The organism is Streptomyces sp. CB02009 (assembly GCF_001905825.1).
Lineage (GTDB): Bacteria > Actinomycetota > Actinomycetes > Streptomycetales > Streptomycetaceae > Streptomyces.
On record NZ_LIVV01000001.1, the window covers coordinates 541,430 to 563,999 of the forward strand.

Here is a 22,570-nt window from a genome sequence, read left to right on the forward strand (position 1 = left end):
CCTCACCGCCGTCGCCCCGCCCGAAGGCCCGCAGACAGGAGTCGCCGACGTGACCGCACGGCCCGCGCCCACCCCCCGTCCACCCCACCGCCCGGACCCCGCCGGCGGCTGCCCCCACGCGCACAACGCCCGTCTCCTCGCCGAAGGCGCCGTCACCCCGGTGGTGCTCCCCGGCGAGATCGACGGCATGGCCGTCCTCGGCCACGACGCCCTGCGGGACTTCCTCTCCCACCCGGACGTCGCCAAGGGCCCCCAGCACTTCACCGCACTGTCCGAGGGCCGCATACCCGACGGCTGGCCCCTGCGGACCTTCGCCACCGTGCCCGGCATGATCACCGCGGACGGCGCCGACCACCGCCGCCTCCGCGCCCTGGTGAGCAGCGCCTTCACCACCCGCCGGGTGGAGGAACTCCGCCCGCGCGTCGAGGCGGTCACCGCCGGGCTCCTCGACGGGCTCGCCGAGGCGGCCGGGACCGGTGACGGCGTCGCCGATCTGCGCCGCCACTACGCGCTTCCGCTCCCGCTGGGCGTGATCTGCGAACTGCTCGGCGTCGACGCCGCCCATCAGGACCGACTGCACCACCTGTCCAGCCTCGTCGTCGCGACCGACACCACGCCCGAACGGGCCGTCGCGGCCAACCGTGAACTCGTCGAACTCCTCGCCTCCATCGCCGCCGGCAAGGCCGCCGCCCCCGGCGACGACCTCACGAGCGCGCTGATCGCGGCCCGCGACGAGGACGGCGACCGGCTCGACCAGGCCGAACTGATCGGCACTCTGCTCCTGCTGATCGTCGCGGGCCACGAGACCACCCTGAACCTGCTGACCAACGCCGTCCGGGCGCTCTGCGCCCACCGCGACCAGCTCGCCCTGGTCGTCGAGGGCCGCGCGACCTGGGCGGACGTGGTGGAGGAGACCCTCCGCTGGGACAGCCCGGTCAGCTACTTCCCGTTCCGCTATCCGACCCGGGACCTCACGGTCGACGGCACCCTCATCCCGCGGGGCACCCCCGTGCTGGCCGGCTACTCGGCGGCGGGCCGGGACACCAAGGCCCACGGCCCGGACGCCGACCGCTTCGACGTGACCCGTACGGCGAGGGTGAAGCACCTGTCGCTCGGCCATGGCCCCCACTACTGCCTGGGCGCCCCGCTCGCCCGGCTGGAGGCCACCGTCGCCCTGGAAGCGCTCTTCACCCGCTTCCCCGAACTGGACCTGGCCGTCCCGGACGCGGAACTGCCCCGCCACGCCGGTTTCGTCGGCAACAGTGTGAGGACGCTCCCGGTCAGGCCGGGCGGCTGACGGTCCCCGAGCCGTGCGCGGGGAGGAGCGACTCACCCCCGCGCACGGCCCCGCGCACGCCCCCGCGCTCGGCGCGCTCGGGACCCGCGCTCCTCCTCAACCGCTACGTCCCCACGCGGTCGCGGGGGAGGTGCGCAGGGAGGAGACGAGCCGCAGGAGCCGTGCCTCGTTCCCCACGAGGCCGGCCGCGCGGAGCGCCTCGTCGGCCTCGGCCATCGGGTGGGTGAGCATCACCCCGGCGTACGGGGCGAGCTGCGGGTCGGTCAGCACGGCCTGGGTGGATTCGAGCAACCGCAGGTAGGCCTGGGCGGCGGCGCGCTCGCTTGCGGTGATCGTGGTCGTGGTCATGTCGGGCTCCCTCTCGACAGTTCGGCGCTCACCACCCTCTCGTACGGGTCTGACAATCGCCCTCAGCCCCGCCCGTCGAGCCGCTCCACCAGCCGGTCGAGGAACACCCGCTGACCCTCCACGAGCAGCGGCGCGGCCGTCTCCGGGGCGAACCAGCCCACTCGGTCGATCTCGGGGAACTCGCCCAGGACGCCGGAGCGCGGCGGCCATTCCATGGTGAAGGTGCCCGGCACGATCGCGGCGGGGTCGAGGGTTCCTTCGACGGCCCAGATGGTGACGAGCTTTCCGTTGCGCTGCCGGTTCTCGCCGAGGTCCAGCCACGCGCCCTCGGGTGCCGGGTGCCCCAGCTCCTCCAGGAACTCACGGCTCGCCGCCGCCTCCGGGGCCTCGTCCGGCTCGTACTCCCCCTTGGGGATGGACCAGGCCGACTGCTCGCGGGACGCCCAGAGGGGCCCGCCCATATGGCCGATGAGTACCTCGACGCCGCCGTCCGTCGTACGGCGGAAGACGAGCAGACCCGCACTGCGTTTGTCAGACATGCGGGCAATTGTGGCCGAAGGGCCCCCACCGCACACGTCACTCCTCGGCGTCGACCACCACCGGACCGCCCCCGAGGTCCACCCCGTCCGCCCACCGCGCCGCCGGCAACCGCACCGAACGCCACGGGACGAGCGAGCCGCCGAGCGGTATCCGCCGCAGCGGGACGCCGTCCTGGGTGACGGTCAGCACCGGGCGTACGAGCCGGCGCTCCGGCCGCACGAGCAGCGGCGCGGCCGCCGGGCCGAGCAGACCGGGCGTCACCCACCGCAGCGGCCCCGTCGATCCCGCCGCCACTCCCACAGGCACCCTGTCCGCAGGCCAGGCCCCTCCGTCGAGCAGGTCGACCACGGCCGCCGCCACCGCGCGCCCCTCCGCGGCGGCCACCACCGCGGGCTCCACGCCGCGTAGGACGTTGCCGACGGCGAAGACCCCGGGAGCGGCGGTGCGGAAGGCGCCGTCCGTCGCGGGGCCCCGCGTGCCGGGCGCGAGCGGCAGTCCGCGGGCGCGGGCGAGTTCGTGGTCCGGGATCCAGTCCCCGGTGAAGACCACGGTGTCGCACCGCAGCGTGATTCGTGCCGCACCGTCCGTCCCGCCCCCGACCGAGACGCCGGTCAGCCGCCCCCGGCCGTGGAGCTCCGATACGACCGCACCGCTCAGCACCGGAACCGTGCCGAACGCCGTTCTCCGCGCCGGGTGTTCGCAGACGACGCCCACCACCTCGACGCCGGCGGCGCGCAGCGTCCGCACGGCGGCGCGGGCCACGGGACCGCCGCCGGCGACCACCGCCCGCCGCCCGATGTGCTCCGGCCGCGCCCCGAACCGGAGGACCAGCCGCTGGAGTTCGCCCGTGGTCAGGACTCCGGCGGGCCGCGACCCGGGGACGAGCCGTGCGCTGCGGGGGCGTTCGCGGGCCCCGGTGGCGAGGACGACCGCGCGGGCCCGGATGCGTTCGAGTCCGGTCGGCGCGGTGACGTCGAGGGTGAGCGGCCCCGCCCAGCCGGTGGCGGACACCCCCGTACGGACCACGGCCCCGGCCCTAAGGGCGGCGCGCACCGAGCGGCGCGCGTAGCCCGGACCGTCCAGGGGGCGGCCCCGGGCGTCCGCGCCGAATCCCGGACGGGCGCAGTGCCGGGGGACTCCACCGGCGGCCGGCTCCCGCTCCAGGACCTCGACGCGGCCCGCACCCGACGCGGCGAGGCGCGCGGCCGCGGCGAGCCCGGCGGGACCCGCGCCCACCACGAGCACGTCGACCGTACGGTTCACCCGGCTCCTCCTCGTCCTCGGACGACCGCGCCCGTACGGCTCACCGGGTCCCCTTCCGGCGCTCCGTGTGCTCCTCGAACAGCGCCCGTACTTCCGCGCCGCAGAGGTTCCCCTGGCAGCGGCCCCCACGCGCGCGCGTGCGGCGGCGCAGTCCGTCGAGGCCGCCCGGCGGGATCGTCGAGGTGAGCGCGGCCCGGATCTCGCCCCGGGTGACCCGCTCGCAGTGGCAGACGACCGCGCCGAACTCGGGGTCCCGGGCGATGAGCCGGGCGTCCCGGTACGGGCGGGGGAAGGCCTCGCCGAGGTTCGGCATCCGGAGCCGGGCGAGGGGCCGTTCGCGCCCCAGGTCGAGACCGCAGTCGGCGAGCAGCCCGCGGACGTGCTCGGCGATGGCCAGGGAGGCGGTGAGTCCGGTGGACCGGATCCCGCCCACCGTCACGTACCGGAGTGCCGGGTGCGCGGCGATCCGGTAGTCCTCCTGCCCGGTGGCGGCCCGCAGTCCCGCGTAGACGGCGGTGACCTCCTCGTCGAGCAGCGCCGGGAGGATCCGGCCGCCCTGCTCGCGGAGGCCGGCGAGTCCCTCGGCCGTCGTGCCGGTGGCGGTCTTGTCGTCCAGGTCCTCGGCGGTGGGCCCGAGCATGACGTTGCCGTACACCGTCGGCGCGATCAGCACGCCCTTGCCGAGCGGGCCCGGCACCGGGAGCAGGATGTGCCGCACCAGGTCGCGGGCGAACTTGTCGAAGACGAGCAGCTGCCCCCGGCGCGGGGTGACGGTGAAGTCCTCGCGGCCGACCAGCGCGTCGAACGCGTCGGCGTGGAGACCGCAGGCGTTGACGAGGTGCCGGGTCCGCAGCACCCCGCGCCGGGTGACGAGCCGGTGGTGGGGATCGCCCGGAATGACCTTCTCCACCCGGCAGCCGAGGTGCAGGTCGACGCCCGAGCGGACGGCCTGGGTGGCGTACGCGAGGGTGGTCGTCCACGGGCAGATCACCGCCTCGCCGGGAACGTCGAGTGCGGCGAGCGCCCCGGGCCCCAGGTGCGGTTCGCGGGCCTGGAGTTCGCCGGCCGTCAGCAGTCCGGTCGTGTGGTGCCCGTTGCGTCCGGCCTTCGCCGCGAGGCGGGGGAGGGCGGCCCGCTGCTGCTCGTCCCAGGCGACGAGCAGCGCGCCCACCGGTTCCACCGGTATGCCGGTCTCCTGGGCGTACGAGGAGAGGAGCCGGTGCCCCTCACGGACGAGCCGCGCCTCCAGGGTGCCCGGCTCGGCGTCGAAACCGGTGTGCAGGATGGCGGTGTTGGCCTTCGACGTGCCGTCGCCGACGTCGTTCGCGGCCTCCACGAGGGCGACGCGCAGGGGGTGGCGGGCCAGGGTCCGGGCGATCGCGGAGCCGACGACCCCCGCGCCGACGACCACGACGTCGTACGTCGCGTCGGCGCCCGCGGGGAGGGGACCTGTCCGGGTGACACTCATGAGGAGCCGGAGCCGGAGCCGGAGCCGGAGCCGGAGCCGGAGCCCGAAGCGGAACCTGAGCCGGAACGCGAAGCGGAACCTGAACCAGAGCCCTCGGGCGTCGGGGCCCCCGAGGGCGGTCCCGTCCGCTCGACCAGCGCCGCCACCTCGGCCCGGAACCGTGCGAGGCGCGCGCCCGCCTCGTCGGCCGAGATCCGGGGTTCGTACACGGCCGAGGGCTTCCACTCCGGTACGGCCTCACGGAGCGCGAGCCCCGGTTCGTGGCCGAGCCGGGCCACCGCGCCGACGCCGAGCGCCGTCGCGTCGGGCAACGACGAGACCTCGACAGGACGTTGCAGGAGGTCGGCCTGGGTCTGCATGAGCAGCGCCGACCGGGTGAGGCCGCCGTCGGCGCGCAGCGAGGTCAGCGGCGCGCCCCGGTCGGAGGCCACGGCCGAGGCGAGATCCACCACCTGCGCGGCGATGCCCTCGCAGAGGGCGCGGACCAGATGGCCCGGCGCGGTGTCCAGGCCGAGCCCGGTGAGCGAGCCGCGCACGTCGCCCCGCCACCAGGGTGCGGCGAGCCCCGCGAGCGCGGGCACGAAGGTGACACCGCCGGTGTCCGGTACCCGTGCGCCGACCGGGTCGATCTCGGCCGCGCCGCCGATCACCCCGAGGTCGGTGAGCCAGCGCACGGCGGAGGCGACGGTGTACACCTGGCCGTCCAGGCAGTGGGCGACCCGTCCGCCGAGTCGCCAGGCGACGCAGCTGACCAGGCCCGACGAGGCACGGCGTGGTTCGGGGCCGGTCTGTGCGAGGAGGAACGCCCCCGTGCCGTACGTGCACTTGGCGGCGGCGGGGTCGTCGGCGCTCTGGGTGAGCAGCGCCGCCTGCTGGTCGACCAGCAGGCCGGTGAGCGGCAGCGGCGGGCCGAAGGCGGTGGTGGTGCCGACGGGCGCGTCGCAGTCCACGATCCGGGGGAGGCGTTCACCGCCCAGGCCGTACAGGTCGAGGGCGGTCTCCGACCAGGCGACGGTGTCGAGGTCGAGGAGTCCGGTCCGTCCGGCGGTCGCCGCGTCGGTGACGAAGGCGCCGGTCAGTTGGTGGACGAGCCAGGCGTCGCTGGTGGTGACGACGCCGGCGCCGGTGGCGTGGCGGCGGATCCAGGCCATCTTGGGAGCGGCGAAGTAGGGGTCGAGAGGAAGGCCGGTCAGATGCCTCAACTGCGCGGCATGTGAGGAGAGTTCGGTGCACACGGAGGCTGCTCGGCGGTCCTGCCAGACCAGGGCGTCGGTGAGTGGCGCGCCGGTGGCGCGGTCCCAGGCGAGGACCGTCTCGCCCTGGTTGGCGAGACCCACGGCGACGACCGGTGTGCCTGCCTCGGCGAGCGCCGCGCGGCCCGCGGTGACCACGGAGTCGTACAGCTCACGCGGGTCGACCTCGACCAGACCGCCCGGCAGGTACCGGGGCCGTACGGGAGCCGTACCGCTGCCGACGACTCCGCGCTCGGGGCAGAGGACGAGGGCCTTGGTGCCCGAGGTGCCCTGGTCGACGGCGAGTACCGGGCCGCCCGTCATCGCGCTGCTCCTGTCCGTGGACGTTCGGTGATCATCCGATCACCGAAAAGGGTCAGGGTGCCGTCGTCGCGACGCTCCGTCAAGCCTCGCCGGGTGATCACGTCAGGTCGATCGCCGAACCTGACAGTAAGTCAAATTTAGTCGTTGGCTTGATAATTACCGTCAGAAAAGAAAGTGGACCGGTCGGATCCAGAGCCCTCTATAGTGATCGCCGATCAACGGCCGGGACGCCCGCCGGGGGACTGACCACCCCCTCCCATCCACCGAGGACCCATGTCATCCACAGCACGCACCACCCCCTGATGGCCGGACACGGCTTCAGACCCGTCTACCACCCCGCGGGCCACGACCACGCCCTGCGCAACGCCGTCCAGGACTTACGCACCGGACGCTGGGTGGCGATGGCGCGGCTCCTCGACGAGACGACCGGCTGGGACGGCTGGACCCGGCGCACCCAGGTCCTGGCCGCCGTCGCCGCCGGCACGGACGTCGTCCACATGTGGCGGACCGAGCAGCCCGGGAGCCTCGCCGCCACCGTGATGCACAGCCGCGTGACCGTCGAGCGGGCCGTACGCGCGCACCGCGCCGGGCACGCCCGCACCCGGGAGCTGTGGCAGGAGGCCTGGACCGCGTGCCGGGAGGCGGCCGACCTCGCCCCCGACGACCCGGTGCCCTGGGTGGGCCTGATCGCCCTCGCCGCCCTCGACGGCCGCCAGCGGATGGAGGAGCACCGGCTGTCCCCGCCGGCCCCCATGCTGCCGCCCGGCCCCTGGGGCCTGCTCGCCGAGGCGGAGAAGCGCGACCCGCACAACCGCGAGGCGCACCACCGCATGCTCCAGTTCGTGTACGCACGACGCCCCGGCCCCCTCTCCGAGGCCGTCAACTACGCGCACTGGGCCGCCTCTTCGGCGCCCGTCGGCTCCGCCCTGCACGTCCTCCCGCTGTACGTCCGCGTCGAACGCTACCGGCGCGAGCGCGGTCACGAACGCGCCCTGGACCTGCACTGGGTCGCCGAGGACGCCGTCCGCGAAGCCCAGCGCGCCCTCGACACCTGGTTCCTCTTCTGCGCCACCGACGAAGCCTCCCTGCTCGACGTCAACCACCTGGCGCACGCCCTCTTCGGAGCCCTCCGGTTCCCCGACGCGGCCCGGGTCTTCGAAGCGCTCGGCCCGTACTACACGACCCTGCCGTGGGCGTACCGGACTCCTCACCCGGACGACCGCGTGCTCGCCGAAGAGGTCTTCCTCCGGGCACGCGCCCGCTGTCTCGGCAGCTGAGCCCGGCGATTCCCCCCAGCTCCACCCTCCCCCCCCCGCTCACCCCCGTCCCCGGAGGAACGCATGTCCCGCACCGCCCCCGACCCCACCGACGCGCTGCGCAAGCCACCCCCGGCGCAGGACGAGGAGGCGCGGCTGAGAGAGCTCGGCTACCAGCCCGTCCTCGCCCGCCGCATGGGCGGCTTCGGCAACTTCGCGATCAGCTTCTCGGTCATCTCCGTCCTGTCCGGATGCATGACCCTGTACGGATTCGGCATGGGCACCGGCGGCCCCGCCGTCATGCTCTGGGGCTGGATCGGCGTCGGACTCTTCGTGCTGTGCGTGGGCCTCGCCCTCGCCGAGGTCACCAGCGCCTACCCGACCTCCGGCGCCCTCTACTACATGGCCGACCGGCTCGGCGGACGCCGCTGGGGCTGGTACACCGGCTGGCTGAACCTGCTCGGTCTCCTCGGCGCCATCGCGGGCATCGACTACGGCGCCGCGCTCTTCACCGGAGCCTTCCTGAACCTCCAGTTCGGCTTCGAACCCACCGCGGGCTCCACCTTCCTGATCTTCCTCGCGATCCTGCTCCTCCACGCCGTCCTGAACCTCTTCGGCGTCCGCCTCGTCAGCGTGCTCAACTCGATCAGCGTCTGGTGGCACCTCGCGGGTGTGGCGATCATCGTCGGCGCCCTCGCGTTCATCCCCGACCGGCACCAGTCCGTCGACTTCGTGTTCACCGAGTTCGTCAACGACACCGGCTGGGCGAACCCCTTCTACGTCGCCGCGATCGGCCTGCTCCTCGCGCAGTACACGTTCTCCGGTTACGACGCCTCGGCCCACCTCTCCGAGGAGACCTCCAACGCCTCCGTCGCCGCCTCCCGGGGCATCGTGCGGGCCATCTGGGTCTCCTGGCTCGCCGGATTCGCCCTGCTCGCCGGGCTGAGCTTCGCCATCCAGGACTACACCGCCACGCAGAACAGCGCCACGGGCGTCCCGCCCGCCCAGATCTTCCTGGACGCGCTCGGCACCGGCGGCGCCACCGCCCTGCTCCTCGTCGTCATCGTGGCCCAGCTCTTCTGCGGCAACGCCGAGGTGGCCGCCGCCAGCCGCATGGTCTTCGCCTTCAGCCGCGACAACGCCCTTCCGGGCTCGGCGGTCTGGCGCAAGGTCAGCGGCCGCACCCAGACCCCGGTCCCGGCCGTCTGGCTCTCGGTGGCCGTGGCCGCGGTCCTCGCCCTTCCCTCGCTGTACTCGGCCACCGCCTACGGCGCCGTCACCGCGATCAACGTCATCGGCATCACGCCCGCCTACGCGATCCCGATCTACCTGCGTCTGCGCGCCGGGAAGCGGTTCACCCCCGGCCCGTGGAGCCTGGGCCGCTGGAGCAAGCCGATCGGCTGGACCGCCGTCGTCTGGGTGGCGTTCGTGACGGTGTTGTTCTGCCTGCCGCAGAAGTCCCCGGTGACGGTGGACACCATGAACTACGCCGTGATCGCGCTGGCCGTCGTGCTCGTCCTGGCCAGCGTGTGGTGGTACGTCGCCCGGCGCTCGTACGGCACTCCGACGGCGTACGGCAACGCCCGCGAGGAGGCGGAGATCTCGGAAGGGATCATCTGACGGAGACCCCGAGACCCGGAGACCCGGAGACCCGGAGAGAGCCGGTTCCTGTCCCCGTACCGGACAGGAACCGGCCCGCCCTCAGGCGCTGAACTCGTACGTCCAGGCCGCCGACTGGGCCGAGAAGTCGATGTCCGTGATCTCCAGCGCGTGCCCGTGCTGGTCGCTCACCACCCGGTGGACGACCAGGCGCGCCGCGCCGCCGGCCGCCGTCGTGGCCGGGCCGGGCACACCGACCGACTCCCGGTGGGTGACCCGCAGCCCCGCCTGGTGCATCCAGTGGTAGAGCAGCCGCAGATCGGGCTGCTGGCGCCCGTCCCGCCCCCGGCGGTAGCGGGCGAGCTGCGGGATCTCGGTGAGCGCGGCCCGCGAGAACCACGACACCGCCCGCTGGAGGGCCCCTCCTTGCGGCCCGAGGACCACGTGCCGGTGGACGAGCGTCGGCTCGCCCGGGGTGAGCAGCAGCCGCGCCGTCAGCGGCGCGGGCGGCGGCTCCCAGGTGAGCGAGGCCCGTACCAGTGCCTCGGCCGCCCGGGGGCCGCCCGGGAAGGACGGCCGGCGTGCCGTGAGGGCCGGGGCGACGGGCTCGCTCCCGCCCTCGGCTCCGGAGGCGGCGAAGGTGCCGCGCCGGTCGGTCACCACGAGCCGTTCGTCCCGGAGGAGTTGGAGCGCACTGCGTACCGTCTGACGGTTGACGTGGTAGCGCTGGGACAGGGATCGTTCCGAAGGGAGCCTGCTGCCGGGGGAGATGCGGCGGTGGGCGAGGTCCTCGCGCAGCGCGGCGGCGACCCGGAGATAGAGCGGCGCGTCTGCCGCCGCCTCGGATTCGGGCTCGGCCATGATCAAACCCTCTCTTCGCTCAGCGTGACCGCATGGGTCGTGCGGGTCACCAATTCCTATCATTGGTCTAAACCATTTTGCCAGGGTCGCCCGGCAGAGTGGCCGAAACGAGCGAGTCATCTTGTAATGAGGTAGCAGGTGACGGGGACGAGACCGTGACCGCGGACGAGGCGGGTGAGGCCGGATGACGACACCGTCAGAGCGTGCCGAGCAGGGCCGTGCGGCCCGCAAGCGCGTCCCCCGCTCCTCCCACGGCCGATGGATCCCCAGCTCCCAGCGCCCCGACCCCGTCGGCGTGCTCGAACGCCAGGCCCAGGACCGGCTGCCCGACCTCGTGCCCCTCCGGTACGGCCGGATGGCCGCCTCCCCCTTCGCCTTCCTCCGCGGCGCCGCCGCCGTCATGGCCGCCGACCTCGCCGCCCAGCGCCACACCGGACTCACCGTCCAGCTCTGCGGCGACGCCCACCTCCTCAACTTCGGGGTGTACGCCTCACCCGAACGGACGCTCCTCTTCGATGTGAACGACTTCGACGAGACCCTCCCGGGCCCCTTCGAATGGGACGTGAAGCGGCTCGCCGCCAGCATCACCGTCGCCGCCCTCCAGAACGGCAGCGGCAGGGCCAAGGCCCGCCGCGCGGCCCTCGTCGCCGTGGAGTCGTACCGGACCACCATGCGACGGCTCGCCGACCTCGGGGAGCTCGCCGTCTGGTACGAGCGGATCGCCGCCGAGGACCTCGTCCCGCTGGTGCGCCGCGACGAACGCGCCCGGTTCGAGAACCGGCTCGCCCGCGCCCGCCGGCGCACCAGCCTCCACGCGCTCGCCAAGCTCACCGAGACAGACGCGACCGGGAGGCGGCACTTCGTCGACGACCCGCCGCTCCTCGAACGGACCACGGACATCGACCGGGTCACCCTCGGCAAGATCTACCACGACTACCGCAGCTCCCTCTCCGAGGAGCGGCGGGTCCTCCTCGACCGCTACCGCTTCCTCGAAGCCGCGCGCAAGGTCGTCGGGGTCGGCAGCGTCGGCACCCGCTGCTTCGTGCTCCTCCTCGAAGGCAGGGACGACGGCGACCCGCTCATCCTCCAGATCAAGGAGGCCGTCGGCTCGGTCCTCGAGCCGTACCTGGAGCCCAGCGCATACGCCCACCAGGGGCGCCGCGTCGTCTACGGGCAGCGCCTCACCCAGGCCGCCAGCGACATCTTCCTCGGCTGGATGACCGGACCCGAGAAGCGCCACTTCTACTGGCGCCAGCTGCGCGACATGAAGGGCTCCGCCGAGGTGGAGACCATGACCGCCACCATGCTGCGGGACTACGCGCGACTCTGCGGCCGCGCCCTGGCCCGGGCGCACGCCCGCTCGGGAGACCGCATCGCGATCGCCGCGTACCTCGGCGGCTCGGACGTCTTCGACCACGCCGTCGCCGACTTCGCCCACGCCTACGCGGGCCAGAACGCCGACGACTACGCGGCACTCGGCGGGGCCATCGCCGCCGGGATGGTGGTGGCGGCGCCGGGGGTCTGAGAAGGAGCACGAGGCCGCACGCGGCGGCCGGCCGCGCCTCACGGTAGCGGCCGGCCCCGGGAGCCCGCTCCCTACGCGTCGCGGCGCAGCGGCGGCCCCGACGGCGTCTCGCCGACCGGTTCGAAGAGCACCGCCCGCGCCACCGAGGGGGCGAAGAGGCTCGTCAGCGGCGCGGTCAGGGTGATCGCCGCGCGGAACGACGCCCCCACGGCCGGGTTGCCCGCGGCGCGCTCCACCACCCGGCCCAGGTACCAGCCGACAGCGCGGTCCATCGGGCCCGGCCGGGCCGCGTCACCGGTCGCGCCCGGCATCTTCTTGTCGGCGCCCGCCGAGATGTCCCAGGCCTGCCGGGAGGCGTCGAGCAGTGCGCGCTGCACCGTACGGGTCGTCGGGGTGCGCTTCGGGTCGGCCAGCGCCTGGCGCAGCGCGACCGCGCTGAGCGCGGCGACGGCCATGCCCTGCCCGTAGATGGGATTGAACGCGCACAGCGCGTCGCCGATCGCGAGGAAGCCGGCCGGGCGGCGGCCCGGACGGTCGTACCGGCGCCGGATGTTGGCGGTCCTGCGGAAGCCGTACACCGGCGAGACCGGCTCGGCCCGCGCCAGCCAGTCGCTGATCACCGGATGCGGCAGCCGCTTCGCGTACTCCTCGAACGAGCCCTCCTCGGTGGGCGGTTCGTCGCCGCGCAACCCCGAGAGGGTCACCAGGTGGTGGCCGTCGCCCAGGGGTAGCACCACGCCGCCGTACACCTGGGCGGGGTCGGGCACGATGTAGTAGCCCGTCGCGTCGGTCCCGGCGTCCTCGGCCGGGGCGCGGTACACCCGCGTGCCGTACGCGAGACCCGTGTCCAGGGTCTCCTCGTGCGGGGCCTCCGCGCCGATCCCCGCCAGCCAGTCCGCCGACTTCGTCGAGCGCCCGGAGGCGTCCACCACCAGATCGGCGGCCAGGGTGCGCGTCTTCTTGTCGGCCCCGGCTCCCCGCTCACGCAGCCGCACCCCCCTGACCCGCGACGAGTCGCCCGTCAGGCCCACGGTCTCGGTGCCCTCGACCAGCTCGATGCGCGGATCGGCGAGCACCCGCTGCCGCACCAGCCACTCCAGCTGGGGGCGCGGGCCGGTGTAGTGGCGGGTGGTGGCGGCGGTGCGGCGGAACCACCGGCCGTTCTGCCACTGGACCATGTCCTCGGGCGCGCCCACCGTGGGGGCGCCGAGCGAGGTCAACTCGTCCGTGAAACCCGGAAGCAGTTCGTCGAACGCCCGCTGCCCGCCCTCGATCAGCACATGCAGATGCCTGCCCTGCGGGACGCCCGCCCGCGCCTCCGGCCCCTCGGGCAGCCGGTCGCGCTCGACGACCGTCACCCGCTCCGCGTGCTCGGCCAGCACCCGGGCGGCCAGCAGCCCGGCGAGACTTCCCCCGATGACCACCGCGTGACGTGTCGCGCGGTGCCCCAAGTCGTCGGCCATACCCGCCCTTTCGTGTCGTGGAACTCCAACCTCCCAGTATCCACAACCGCACGGGCCGCGTCGCGTCGGCGCCGCTAGGATCAGCCACATGGCAGGCGAACGGGCCTACGGGCCCACGGGGTTCAGGTAGCCCGCCGGGAGGTCCCCGGCGGTGCCGACCCACGGAGTCCCCATGGCACGCACCGCACATCACATCCCCCGCTCACGGCGACGGCTCGCGGACGAGGACCCGTGGCGGGACCCCTACCTCTCCCTCGTCCTGTACGACCTCCGCCGCGATGCCGCCTGCCTCACCGAGGCGGCGCGGGAGGGCGCCCGTCCCCGCCCGCGCGCGATCCGCCGCACCGTGGCCCTGTACGACTGGCCCCGCTTCCAGCAGGACCGCACCGTGGCGCACTGGGCCGCCATGGAGGAACGCCGGGCCCGGACGCGCCTGCGCATCCGGACGGGCCTCCTGCTGCGGCTCGTGAACCTGCCCGGCGGGACCCTCGATCCGGGGGCCGCCGACACCGTGGACGTACCCCCGGCACGGCACCGGCGCTGCGGTCTCTGGTTCGCCTGAACGGCGTGGACCGGGCGGGTCCGGAGAGGACCCGCCCGGAGGTCACTCCGTCCCGAGTTCCGCCAGTGCCCCCGTCAGCCACTCCACCCAGAAGCGCTCCATCTCGATCCCGCCCCGCAGGACGAGATGGCGCAGCCGGTCGGGCTCCGACCGGCGGCGCTCGCTCGGGAAGTCGCGGGTCTCGATCGCGAGGTACTCGTCCAGCTGCTCCTGGTGCAGGGCGAGATGGCGGGTCAGCTCGGCGCGCAGGCCCGGCGCCCCGACCACCGCGGCCGCCCGCATCCGGAGCAGCAGGGCGGCCCGCAGTGGCTTGGGGTCCTCGGACCTCGCCACCCAGGCGCCGAGCTCCTCACGGCCAGCGGGCAGCACCTCGTACTCCTTGCGCTGTCCCCGCACCGGCACCGGGGCGGGCAGGGCGCGGATGTGCCCCGCCTGCTCCAGCTTGCCCAGCTCGCGGTAGATCTGCTGGTGCGTGGCCGACCAGAAGTAGCCGATCGACTTGTCGAAGCGGCGCGTCAGTTCGAGGCCGGAGGACGGCTTCTCGAGCAGCGCGGTGAGGATCGCGTGCGGGAGGGACATGAGCGCATCCTAGAAGTGGCCGGCCACGGTGATCACAGGGTGGCCGCGAGGCGGGTGCCCTGGTCGATGGCGCGCTTGGCGTCCAGTTCGGCGGCCACGTCGGCGCCGCCGATCAGGTGCGCCACGCGGCCCGCCGCGACCAGCTCCTCGTACAGGTCCCGGCGCGGCTCCTGGCCCGCGCAGAGCACGACGGTGTCCACGGGCAGGAGCTGCTGCTCGCCGCCGATGGTGACGTGCAGGCCCTCGTCGTCGATCCGGTCGTACGACACACCGGCGACCATCGCGACGCCGCGGTGCTTGAGCTCGGTGCGGTGGATCCACCCCGTGGTCTTGCCCAGGCCAGCGCCGACCTTGGACTCCTTGCGCTGGAGCAGGTGGACCTGGCGCGGCGGCGCCTCGCGCTCGGGGGCGCGCAGCCCGCCCCGGTTCTCGTACGAGGTGTCCACACCCCACTGGCGGAAGTACGTCTCGGGGTCCTGGCTCGCGCCCTCCCCGCCGTCCGTCAGGAACTCCGCGACGTCGAAGCCGATGCCGCCGGCGCCGATGATCGCGACCCGCTCGCCGACCGGCGCGCCGTCCCGCAGCACGTCCAGGTAGCTGAGGACGCTCGGGTGGTCCACGCCGTCGATGCCGGGGGTGCGGGGGGAGACGCCGGTGGCGACGACGACCTCGTCGAACGCGTCCAGGTCGCCGGCCGCGACCCGGGTGCCGAGGCGCACGTCGACCCCGCGCTCGGCGAGCTGGACGCGGAAGTAGCGGAGCGTCTCGTCGAACTCCTCCTTGCCGGGGACCTTCTTGGCGATGTTCAGCTGACCGCCGATCTCGGCGGCCCCGTCGAAGAGGGTCACGGAGTGGCCGCGCTCGGCCGCCGACACCGCGCAGGAGAGGCCGGCCGGGCCCGCGCCGACGACGGCGATCCGCTTGGCGCGGCGGGTGGGGGAGAGGACCAGCTCGGTCTCGTGGCACGCGCGCGGGTTGACCAGGCAGGACGTGATCTTCAGGTTGAAGGTGTGGTCCAGGCAGGCCTGGTTGCAGCCGATGCAGGTGTTGATGGTGTCGGCGCGGTCGGCGGTGGCCTTGGCGACGAAGTCCGGGTCGGCGAGGAAGGGGCGGGCCAGCGAGACGAGGTCGGCGCGGCCGTCGGCGAGGATCTCCTCGGCGACCTCGGGGGTGTTGATGCGGTTGCTGGTGACGAGCGGCACGGAGACCGCGCCCATCAGCTTCTTCGTCACCCAGGTGTAGGCGCCGCGCGGCACGGAGGTGGCGATGGTGGGGATGCGCGCCTCGTGCCAGCCGATGCCGGTGTTGATGATGGTGGCGCCGGCGGCCTCGATCTCCTTGGCGAGCTGGACGACCTCCTCCAGGGTGGAGCCGCCGGGCACGAGGTCCAGCATGGAGAGGCGGTAGACGAGGATGAAGTCCTCGCCGACGCACTCGCGGATCCGGCGGACGATCTCCAGCGGGAAGCGGACGCGGTTCTCGTAGGAGCCGCCCCAGCGGTCGGTGCGCTGGTTGGTCGCGGCGGCGATGAACTCGTTGATGAGGTAGCCCTCGGACCCCATCACCTCGACGCCGTCGTACCCGGCCTCCTTGGCGAGCTCGGCGCAGCGGGCGTAGTCCTCGACGGTCTGCTCGACCTCGGCGTCGGTCAGCTCGTTCGGTACGAACGGGCTGATGGGGGCCTTGAGGGCGCTGGGCGCGACCAGCGCGGGGTGGTAGGCGTACCGGCCGAAGTGCAGGATCTGCATCGCGATCCGGCCGCCCTCGGCGTGCACGGCGTCGGTGATCAGCCGGTGCTCGGCGACCTCGTCGGCGGTGGTCAGCTTGGCGCCGCCGTCCCAGGGGCGGCCGGCGTCGTTGGGCGCGATGCCACCGGTGACGATGAGGCCCACACCGCCGCGGGCCCGCTCGGCGTAGAAGGCGGCCATGCGCTCGAAGCCGTGCTCGGTCTCCTCGAGGCCGACGTGCATCGACCCCATGATCACCCGGTTGGGCAGGGTGGTGAACCCGAGGTCGAGCGGGCTCAGCAGGTGCGGGTACGGGGTCATGCGGGCGCCTCCTCGCGCAGGATCGTCGCCCTCAGTTCTAGGCGACCCCCTCCCTTTGTGCAACTAGTTGCAGAAGAATCGGGACGTGACATCTACTACTCGGTAGCTTCCGGTGGTGTCCGGTGACCACCGCCACTCGGTACGCAGGGGGCGCGCCGCTCCGGGCTACTCGGTACGCAGGGGGCGCGCCGCTCCGGGCCACTCGGTGCGCAGGGGGTGCGCCGCTCCGGGCCACTCGGTGCGCAGGGGGCGCGCCGCCCCGGGTACTCGGTACGCAGCGGGGCCGCCGCTCCAGGTACTCGGTACGCAGTGGGCTCGCCGCTCCCGGCTACTCGGTACGCAGCGGGCTCGCCGCCGCTCCCAGCCACGCGTCCAGTTCCTCCGGCGTCCGCGGCTCGGCCGCCCCCGCCGCCAGCAGGCCGTGGGTGCGGAGCAGCCGGGCCACCGCCGTACCCCAGGGGCGGCGCAGCCGGGCCTCGTCGAGCAGCGAGTCGTCCGCGAGGAGCTCCGCGACCGGCCCGGTCCGCAGCCCCGACGGGGCGAGCACCGCCGCCTCGTCCGCCCAGCGCAGCGCCAGATCCACATCGTGCGTGGCCATCAGCACCGTCGTGCCCGCCTCCCGCAGCCGCTGGAGCGCGTCGAGCAGCCGCTCCTGCCCGTGCGGATCGAGACCGGCCGTCGGCTCGTCCATGATCAGGACCCGGGGCCGCATCGCCACCGCGCCCGCGATCGCCGCCCGCTTGCGCTGCCCGTACGACAGCAGATGCGTCGGCCGGTCGGCGAGCGCGGTGATGTCCAGCGCCTCCAGGGCCTCCCGGACCCGCCCGCGCACCTCGTCCTCTGCCAGCCCCAGGTTCATCGGACCGAACGACACGTCCTGCTCCACCGACGCGGCGAACAACTGGTCGTCGGGATCCTGCACCACCAGCTGCACGGTCGTCCGCAGCCTGGTCAGCCCCTTGCGGTCGTACGCCACCTCCGTACCGTCCAGGCGCAGCGCCCCGCTCACGCACCGCAGCCCGCCGCTGAGCAGGCGCAGCAGCGTCGTCTTGCCGCTGCCGTTGCGCCCGAGCAGCGCGACCGCCCGCCCCTCCGCGACGGCGAAGTCCACGCCGGACAGGACCGGGGGCCCGTCCTCGTAGGCGAAGCCGGCCTGCACCAGTTCCACGACAGGGGTCCGAGACGTCACGGAAGGAGCCTTTCCAGTACGAGGGTGAGGGCGACGAGGCAGGCGAGCAGCGCGCCCGTCGCCCCGAGGAACGGGCGGGAGAGCGCGGCGGCGGGCACCAGGACCCGCAGCGTCCCGTCGTACCCGCGCCCGGCGAGCCCCGACTGCAGGCGCTGCGCCCGGTCGAAGGCCCGGACGAAGGTCGTCGCACCGAGGCCGGCGAGGGAACGCCAGGTCGCGGCCCGGGTGGTGTGCCCGAGCCGGGCCGCCTGTGCCTGCCGGATCTTGGACATCGCGTCGAGCAGCAGGAAGATGATCCGGTACATCACCAGCGCCACGTCCACGACCGGCGCCGGAACCCCGGCCCGTACCAGCCGGGGCAGGACGTCGGACACCGGCGTCGTGAACGCGAAGAGCAGCACCCCGAGCGAGGCCGAAGCGGTCCGCAGCAGCAACTCGCCCGCGTGCGTCGGACCGTCCGGCGCGAGGGCCACGAGCCCCCGGGCGCCGCCCACCTCGAAGAGCAGCGGAATCGCGCCCGTGACACAGAACCCGAGCGGGATCCGGAACGCGCGCCACAGCGCCCGGCCCGGCACACCGGCCGGACCGAGCAGCACCGTGAGCGTGGCCGCCGCGACGAGGACCGCGCCCGGCCACGGCGGCAGACCGACCGCGCACAGGGTCAGACCGAAGCCGAGAAGCGCCTTCTCGGCGGGATGTCGGCGGCGCCAGCGACTGCTGTGCGCCGCCGCGTCGATCGGCAGCATCGGCGGCTACGCGCCCGGACCGCCGGCGGACCGGCCGCCGCCTCCGCCCGCGTCGTCCGCGGTCGGGGTCGCGGCTGCTGCTGTCGCAGTACCGGCATCGGCATCGGCACCGTCATCGGCACCGTCATCGCCACGGGCTCCGGCACCGGCCGACCCGACTGCCTCCGCCCGAGCCGCCCCCTGCCGACGGCCGCGCCGCAGGCCGAAGTAGTACGCGAGGACCCCGGCGCCGAGAGCGGCCTGGAGGGCGAACAGCGCCGACTCGATCTCACCGGACGGCGGCTCGTAGAGCGGGCTGAACCACGGCTCGTAGTCGGGCTGGAGTTCCGTGATGGCGGTCTCGGCCTCCGCGTCGGCCCCCGCGAAGGGTTCCTCCTTGTGGTCCCCGAGGCCCAGCGCGAGCGGCAGGACCGCGAGCGCCGCGACGACGAGCAGCAGCAGGGCGTTGATCTTCGTGTTCCGGTTCATCGCGCGGTCGCCTCCTCGCGTCGCTCCGACGTCCGGCCGGCGAGGACGCCGAGCCGGATCAGGTCGCCCTTGCTGGACTGGGTGAGCAGGCGCATCACGAGCACGGTCAGCAGGCCCTCGCTGACCGCGAGCGGAATCTGCGTGACGGCGAAGATGCCGCCGAACTTGGCGAGCGCGCCGGGGATGCCGCTGCCCGGGTCGGGGAAGGCGAGCGCCAGCTGGACGCTGGTCACGCAGTACGTGGACAGGTCGGCGACGAACGCGCCGAAGAACACGGCGACCATCAGCGGCGCACCGAACCGGCGCAGCAGGACGAAGGCCCCGAATCCGGCCCAGGGGCCGACGATCGCCATCGAGAAGACGTTCGCGCCCAGCGTGGTCAGCCCGCCGTGGGCGAGCAGCAGCGCCTGGAAGAGCAGGGTGATCGTCCCCAGGACCGCCATGATCGGCGGCCGGAACAGGATGGCACCCAGACCCGTGCCGGTCGGATGTGAGCAGCTGCCGGTCACCGAGGGCAACTTGAGTGCCGACAGGACGAACGTGAAGGCGCCGGCGGCGCCGAGCAGCAGGGTGGACTCGGGATTCGACCGCACCTCGCGGGTCAGCGCGCGGACCCCGTGGACGACGAACGGCGCGGACGCGACGCCCCAGGCGGCCGCGTGCACAGGGGGCAGATACCCCTCGGCTATATGCATGGTTGGGAGACCCTCTCCAGCACCTCGTGGATGGACAACGCACCCTGGCCGGTCTCCTGGCTGACGGTCATTCCGCCCGACTCCGCCTTCCCACACCACGACGGTCTCCCGACGTGGTCCAGTGGCTTCCCCGAGGGCGTTCCCGCGGGGGTGGAACCGGACCTACCGATCACAGTGGCGAGGGCCGCACCGGTACTGCACCGGTTTCCCGTACACCAAGGCCCTGCGACATTAGTGCGTTGACCTGCTGGATCACAACACGGTCGCCACCGGGTGCGGCCTCCCGCTCACTCCCCGCAGTCGCCCGGGGGATGCCCCCGGGCGACCGCGGGGGCATCCCCCGGGTCACTCCTTGCGGTAGGCGTACGCCTCCGATGCGGCTGCCGCCACGGCGTCCAGGTCCCCGCCCGCACTCGCCGTGACGAGAGCCGCGACCGCGCCCTCGACGAACGGCGCGTCGACGAGCCGGGCACCCTCCGGCAGTTCGTCGCCCTCGGCGAGGAGGGCCTTCACGGTGAGCACCGCGCTCCCCAGATCGACGAGGAGCGCCACCCCGGCGCCCCCGTCGACGGCCTTCGCCGCCTCGGTGATCAGCTCGGAACTCGTCCCCAGACCGCCGTCGGGGGTGCCGCCGGCGGGGCGGACCGGGGCGAGGTCACCCCCACCGGCGAGCCCCCGGGCCAGCTCGGCGACGGCGCTCGCGACGGCGGCGCTGTGCGAGACGAGCACGATGCCGACGGCACCCGACCGGGCATCGGAACCGTCCGACCCGGCACCGGAATCGGCGGACGTGGATGCGGCCGCACCCGAAGCCGTCTGGCTCATGACGCCTCCTCGGCGCCCGGGGCCTCCGCGCGGGCGGTCTCGTCGAGCGCGGCGAACAGCAGCGCCGAGGACGTGGCCCCGGGATCCTGGTGTCCCACCGACCGCTCGCCGAGATAACTGGCCCTGCCCTTGCGCGCCCGCAGGGGTACGGTCGCGAGGGCGCCCTCCTCGGCCGCCGCGCGGCCCGCGCCGAACGATTCCCGCAGTGCCTCCACGGCCGGCGTGAGCGCGTCGAGCATCGTCTTGTCGCCCACCTGCGCGCCGCCCAGCTGGGACACGGCGGCCACGCCGGAGCCGAGCGCCTCCGCCAACTGCTCGCGGGTGACGCGCTCGTCGTCGCCGAGCGTCTTGCCGGTACGGCGGAGCAGCGTGCCGTACAGCGGCCCCGAAGCGCCGCCCACGGTGGAGATCAGCTGCCGCCCGGCGGCGGTGAGCACCGCGCCCGGCGTCGTCGGCGGGTCCTTGGCCAGCGTCTCGGTCACGGCGGCGAAGCCGCGCCGGAGGTTGGCGCCGTGGTCGGCGTCGCCGATGGCCGAGTCGAGTTCGGTGAGCCGGTCCGCCTCCCGGTCGACGGCCTCGGCCACGGCGGCCAGCCAGCGCACCAGGAAGTCCGCCTCGAACGTCTGCGTCATGCCGGTCCTCTCTTCCGTCACGTGTCTCACCGGCCCCAGCGCAGCGCGGGCGTCTCCACGGGCGCGTCCCAGAGGCGCAGGAGCTCCTCGTCCACCTCGCACAGGGTCACGGAGCAGCCGGCCATGTCGAGCGAGGTCACGTAGTTCCCGACGAGGGTCCGGGCCACCGGCACACCCCGTTCGCCGAGGACGCGCTGCACCTCGGCGTTGAACCCGTACAGCTCGAGGAGCGGGGTGGCGCCCATCCCGTTCACCAGGGCGATGACGGGCCCGGACGGGCGGAGGTCCTCGACGACGGCGTCGACGGCGAAGTCGGCGATCTCGCGAGAGGTCATCATCGGGCGCCGTTCGCGGCCCGGTTCGCCGTGGATGCCGATGCCCAGCTCCAGCTCTCCCTCGGGAAGGTCGAAGGTGGGGCTGCCCTTGGCGGGGGTCGTGCACGCGCTCAGGGCGACCCCGAAGGAGCGGCAGCGCTCGTTGACCCGGCGGGCGACCGCCTCCACGCGCTCCAGGGGCGCGCCCTCCTCGGCGGCGGCGCCCGCGATCTTCTCGACGAAGAGCGTGCCGCCGGTCCCGCGCCGGCCGGCGGTGTAGAGGCTGTCGGTGACGGCCACGTCGTCGTCGACCAGGACCCTGGCGACCCGGACGCCCTCGTCCTCGGCGAGCTCCGCCGCCATATCGAAGTTCAGCACGTCACCGGTGTAGTTCTTGACGACGAAGAGCACCCCGGCGCCACTGTCGACGGCGGCTGCGGCCCGCACCATCTGATCGGGCACCGGCGACGTGAACACCTCCCCGGGACAGGCGGCCGCCAGCATCCCGGGCCCCACGAACCCCCCGTGCAGGGGTTCGTGCCCGGAGCCGCCGCCGGACACCAGCGCGACCTTCCCGGCCACGGGCGCGTCGCGCCGCACCACGACCCGCCGCTCCACGTCGACGGTGAGCTCGGGATGAGCGGCGGCCATCCCCCGCAGCGCGTCGGCGACGACGGTCTCGGGGACGTTGATGAGCATCCTCACGGATACCTCCTGGTGAGACGAGCAGGCACGTAATTGAGCAGGCTTTTCGCAGGTCAGGATGGGCAAGGCGTGCGATTGATCTTGGCGGTCCACGGCACTGGGGCGCGGCTGCGCGCGGTACTGACGCCGACCCGTCGTCGACTTGGGCGTCTTGTGACGGGTGCTCTTTGCGCCTGTGCATGATGGCGCAATTATCGGCATGGGGATGTGGTCGCGCACTGGTGCGTCGCGGCCGGAAAGTCCGGTTCTCTGCCGACAGGCTTCGTGCGGCGGATTGGGCTGACCTGCGATCGGCTGGATGGCTGGTGTCCGTATGAGGATGCATGCTTGCCGCACATCAACGTGCTCTTGGTGGTCCGCACCGTCGACATCGATCAGGATGGCAGGCTCAGCAGATTGATCACGGCGGACGCCCAGGCGGAGAGATTCCTCGTGGGGGATCTGACCGAAGAGTCGGTACGCGCTGTACTCACCGCGTGCGGGAACGACCCCGACAACCTGAGCACGGTGACTCCGGAGCTGCTGCGCGCCCCTCTGCACCTGGCGGTCTCCAGCGCCCTCCCCGCTGCTGCCTGGTAGTCGGGCATTACTTCCAACTGGAGGATCCGGCGGCTGTCGCGGAGGCGCTCGG

General features: G+C 73.7%; 22 protein-coding genes and 1 riboswitch. Of the genes, 6 read left to right on the forward strand and 16 right to left on the reverse strand.

All coding sequences use genetic code 11. The annotated features are described in order from the left end of the window. Positions 1-49: 49 nt before the first annotated feature. A complete protein-coding gene (locus tag AMK27_RS02390; RefSeq protein ID WP_073902341.1) occupies positions 50-1,297 on the forward strand; it encodes a cytochrome P450 family protein in 1,248 nt (415 codons plus the stop codon). A 96-nt stretch (positions 1,298-1,393) separates the two neighbouring features. Here the strand turns inward: AMK27_RS02390 and AMK27_RS02395 are convergent, their stop codons facing one another. From AMK27_RS02395 to AMK27_RS02415, 5 genes are all read right to left on the reverse strand, one after another. Continuing rightward, positions 1,394-1,645 carry a hypothetical protein gene (locus tag AMK27_RS02395; RefSeq protein WP_073902342.1) on the reverse strand — a complete coding sequence of 84 codons (252 nt, stop codon included), beginning with the start codon at positions 1,643-1,645 and terminating at the stop codon, positions 1,394-1,396. 62 nt (positions 1,646-1,707) lie between these two features. Then, positions 1,708-2,184 (reverse strand): NUDIX domain-containing protein, encoded by a 477-nt coding sequence (locus AMK27_RS02400; RefSeq protein WP_073902343.1) that lies wholly within the window; start codon positions 2,182-2,184, stop codon positions 1,708-1,710. A gap of 37 nt (positions 2,185-2,221) precedes the next feature. Beyond that, complete coding sequence (locus AMK27_RS02405; RefSeq protein WP_073902344.1) at positions 2,222-3,448, reverse strand: FAD-dependent oxidoreductase; 1,227 nt, start codon at positions 3,446-3,448, stop codon at positions 2,222-2,224. Between the two features lie 40 nt (positions 3,449-3,488). Next, complete coding sequence (locus AMK27_RS02410) at positions 3,489-4,916, reverse strand: FAD-dependent oxidoreductase (protein ID WP_073902345.1); 1,428 nt, start codon at positions 4,914-4,916, stop codon at positions 3,489-3,491. Then, positions 4,913-6,472 (reverse strand): FGGY family carbohydrate kinase, encoded by a 1,560-nt coding sequence (locus AMK27_RS02415; protein WP_079188150.1) that lies wholly within the window; start codon positions 6,470-6,472, stop codon positions 4,913-4,915. Before AMK27_RS02415 ends, AMK27_RS02410 begins: the two co-directional genes overlap by 4 nt. A gap of 302 nt (positions 6,473-6,774) precedes the next feature. Here AMK27_RS02415 and AMK27_RS02420 point away from each other — a divergent pair, with 302 nt between their 5' ends. Next, on the forward strand, positions 6,775-7,749 hold the full coding sequence (locus tag AMK27_RS02420; RefSeq protein ID WP_073902346.1) for a hypothetical protein: 975 nt from the start codon (positions 6,775-6,777) through the stop codon (positions 7,747-7,749). Between the two features lie 63 nt (positions 7,750-7,812). Then, positions 7,813-9,348 carry an amino acid permease gene (locus AMK27_RS02425; RefSeq protein ID WP_073902347.1) on the forward strand — a complete coding sequence of 512 codons (1,536 nt, stop codon included), beginning with the start codon at positions 7,813-7,815 and terminating at the stop codon, positions 9,346-9,348. Between the two features lie 81 nt (positions 9,349-9,429). Here AMK27_RS02425 and AMK27_RS44115 read toward each other — a convergent pair whose 3' ends face one another. Then, complete coding sequence (locus AMK27_RS44115) at positions 9,430-10,188, reverse strand: GntR family transcriptional regulator (RefSeq protein WP_073902348.1); 759 nt, start codon at positions 10,186-10,188, stop codon at positions 9,430-9,432. A 184-nt stretch (positions 10,189-10,372) separates the two neighbouring features. On the opposite strand from AMK27_RS44115, the gene AMK27_RS02435 reads away from it, so the two are divergent. Further along, entirely contained in the window at positions 10,373-11,713 is a 1,341-nt protein-coding gene (locus AMK27_RS02435) for a DUF2252 domain-containing protein (protein ID WP_073902349.1), read from the forward strand. A 71-nt stretch (positions 11,714-11,784) separates the two neighbouring features. Here the strand turns inward: AMK27_RS02435 and AMK27_RS02440 are convergent, their stop codons facing one another. Beyond that, on the reverse strand, positions 11,785-13,176 hold the full coding sequence (locus AMK27_RS02440) for an FAD-dependent oxidoreductase (protein WP_073902350.1): 1,392 nt from the start codon (positions 13,174-13,176) through the stop codon (positions 11,785-11,787). 172 nt (positions 13,177-13,348) lie between these two features. Here AMK27_RS02440 and AMK27_RS41590 point away from each other — a divergent pair, with 172 nt between their 5' ends. Continuing rightward, positions 13,349-13,738: a hypothetical protein gene (locus tag AMK27_RS41590; RefSeq protein WP_073902351.1), complete on the forward strand. Its 390-nt coding sequence runs from the start codon at positions 13,349-13,351 to the stop codon at positions 13,736-13,738. Positions 13,739-13,780: 42 nt separating this feature from the next. Here AMK27_RS41590 and AMK27_RS02450 read toward each other — a convergent pair whose 3' ends face one another. From AMK27_RS02450 to dhaK, 9 genes are all read right to left on the reverse strand, one after another. Continuing rightward, positions 13,781-14,317: a PadR family transcriptional regulator gene (locus AMK27_RS02450; RefSeq protein ID WP_073902352.1), complete on the reverse strand. Its 537-nt coding sequence runs from the start codon at positions 14,315-14,317 to the stop codon at positions 13,781-13,783. A gap of 32 nt (positions 14,318-14,349) precedes the next feature. Beyond that, a complete protein-coding gene (locus AMK27_RS02455) occupies positions 14,350-16,365 on the reverse strand; it encodes an NADPH-dependent 2,4-dienoyl-CoA reductase (RefSeq protein WP_073902353.1) in 2,016 nt (671 codons plus the stop codon). A 328-nt stretch (positions 16,366-16,693) separates the two neighbouring features. Then, positions 16,694-17,554, reverse strand: coding sequence for an energy-coupling factor ABC transporter ATP-binding protein (locus AMK27_RS02460; protein ID WP_073902354.1), 861 nt, complete (start codon positions 17,552-17,554; stop codon positions 16,694-16,696). After that, positions 17,551-18,300, reverse strand: a complete 750-nt coding sequence (gene cbiQ / locus AMK27_RS02465; RefSeq protein WP_073902355.1) for a cobalt ECF transporter T component CbiQ — start codon at positions 18,298-18,300, stop codon at positions 17,551-17,553. Before cbiQ ends, AMK27_RS02460 begins: the two co-directional genes overlap by 4 nt. A gap of 6 nt (positions 18,301-18,306) precedes the next feature. Next, positions 18,307-18,768, reverse strand: a complete 462-nt coding sequence (locus tag AMK27_RS02470) for an energy-coupling factor ABC transporter substrate-binding protein (RefSeq protein WP_073902356.1) — start codon at positions 18,766-18,768, stop codon at positions 18,307-18,309. Beyond that, positions 18,765-19,463 (reverse strand): energy-coupling factor ABC transporter permease, encoded by a 699-nt coding sequence (locus AMK27_RS02475; RefSeq protein ID WP_073902357.1) that lies wholly within the window; start codon positions 19,461-19,463, stop codon positions 18,765-18,767. The genes AMK27_RS02470 and AMK27_RS02475 overlap by 4 nt, the downstream gene beginning before the upstream one ends. A gap of 29 nt (positions 19,464-19,492) precedes the next feature. Then, positions 19,493-19,698: riboswitch (cobalamin riboswitch) on the reverse strand. A 110-nt stretch (positions 19,699-19,808) separates the two neighbouring features. Continuing rightward, positions 19,809-20,288 (reverse strand): PTS-dependent dihydroxyacetone kinase phosphotransferase subunit DhaM, encoded by a 480-nt coding sequence (locus AMK27_RS02480; RefSeq protein ID WP_073902358.1) that lies wholly within the window; start codon positions 20,286-20,288, stop codon positions 19,809-19,811. Then, a complete protein-coding gene (gene dhaL / locus AMK27_RS02485) occupies positions 20,285-20,920 on the reverse strand; it encodes a dihydroxyacetone kinase subunit DhaL (protein ID WP_073902359.1) in 636 nt (211 codons plus the stop codon). The genes AMK27_RS02480 and dhaL overlap by 4 nt, the downstream gene beginning before the upstream one ends. A 26-nt stretch (positions 20,921-20,946) precedes the next feature. Beyond that, a complete protein-coding gene (gene dhaK / locus AMK27_RS02490) occupies positions 20,947-21,939 on the reverse strand; it encodes a dihydroxyacetone kinase subunit DhaK (RefSeq protein WP_073902360.1) in 993 nt (330 codons plus the stop codon). 327 nt (positions 21,940-22,266) lie between these two features. Here dhaK and AMK27_RS02495 point away from each other — a divergent pair, with 327 nt between their 5' ends. Then, entirely contained in the window at positions 22,267-22,518 is a 252-nt protein-coding gene (locus tag AMK27_RS02495) for a hypothetical protein (protein WP_073902361.1), read from the forward strand. Positions 22,519-22,570: the final 52 nt, after the last annotated feature.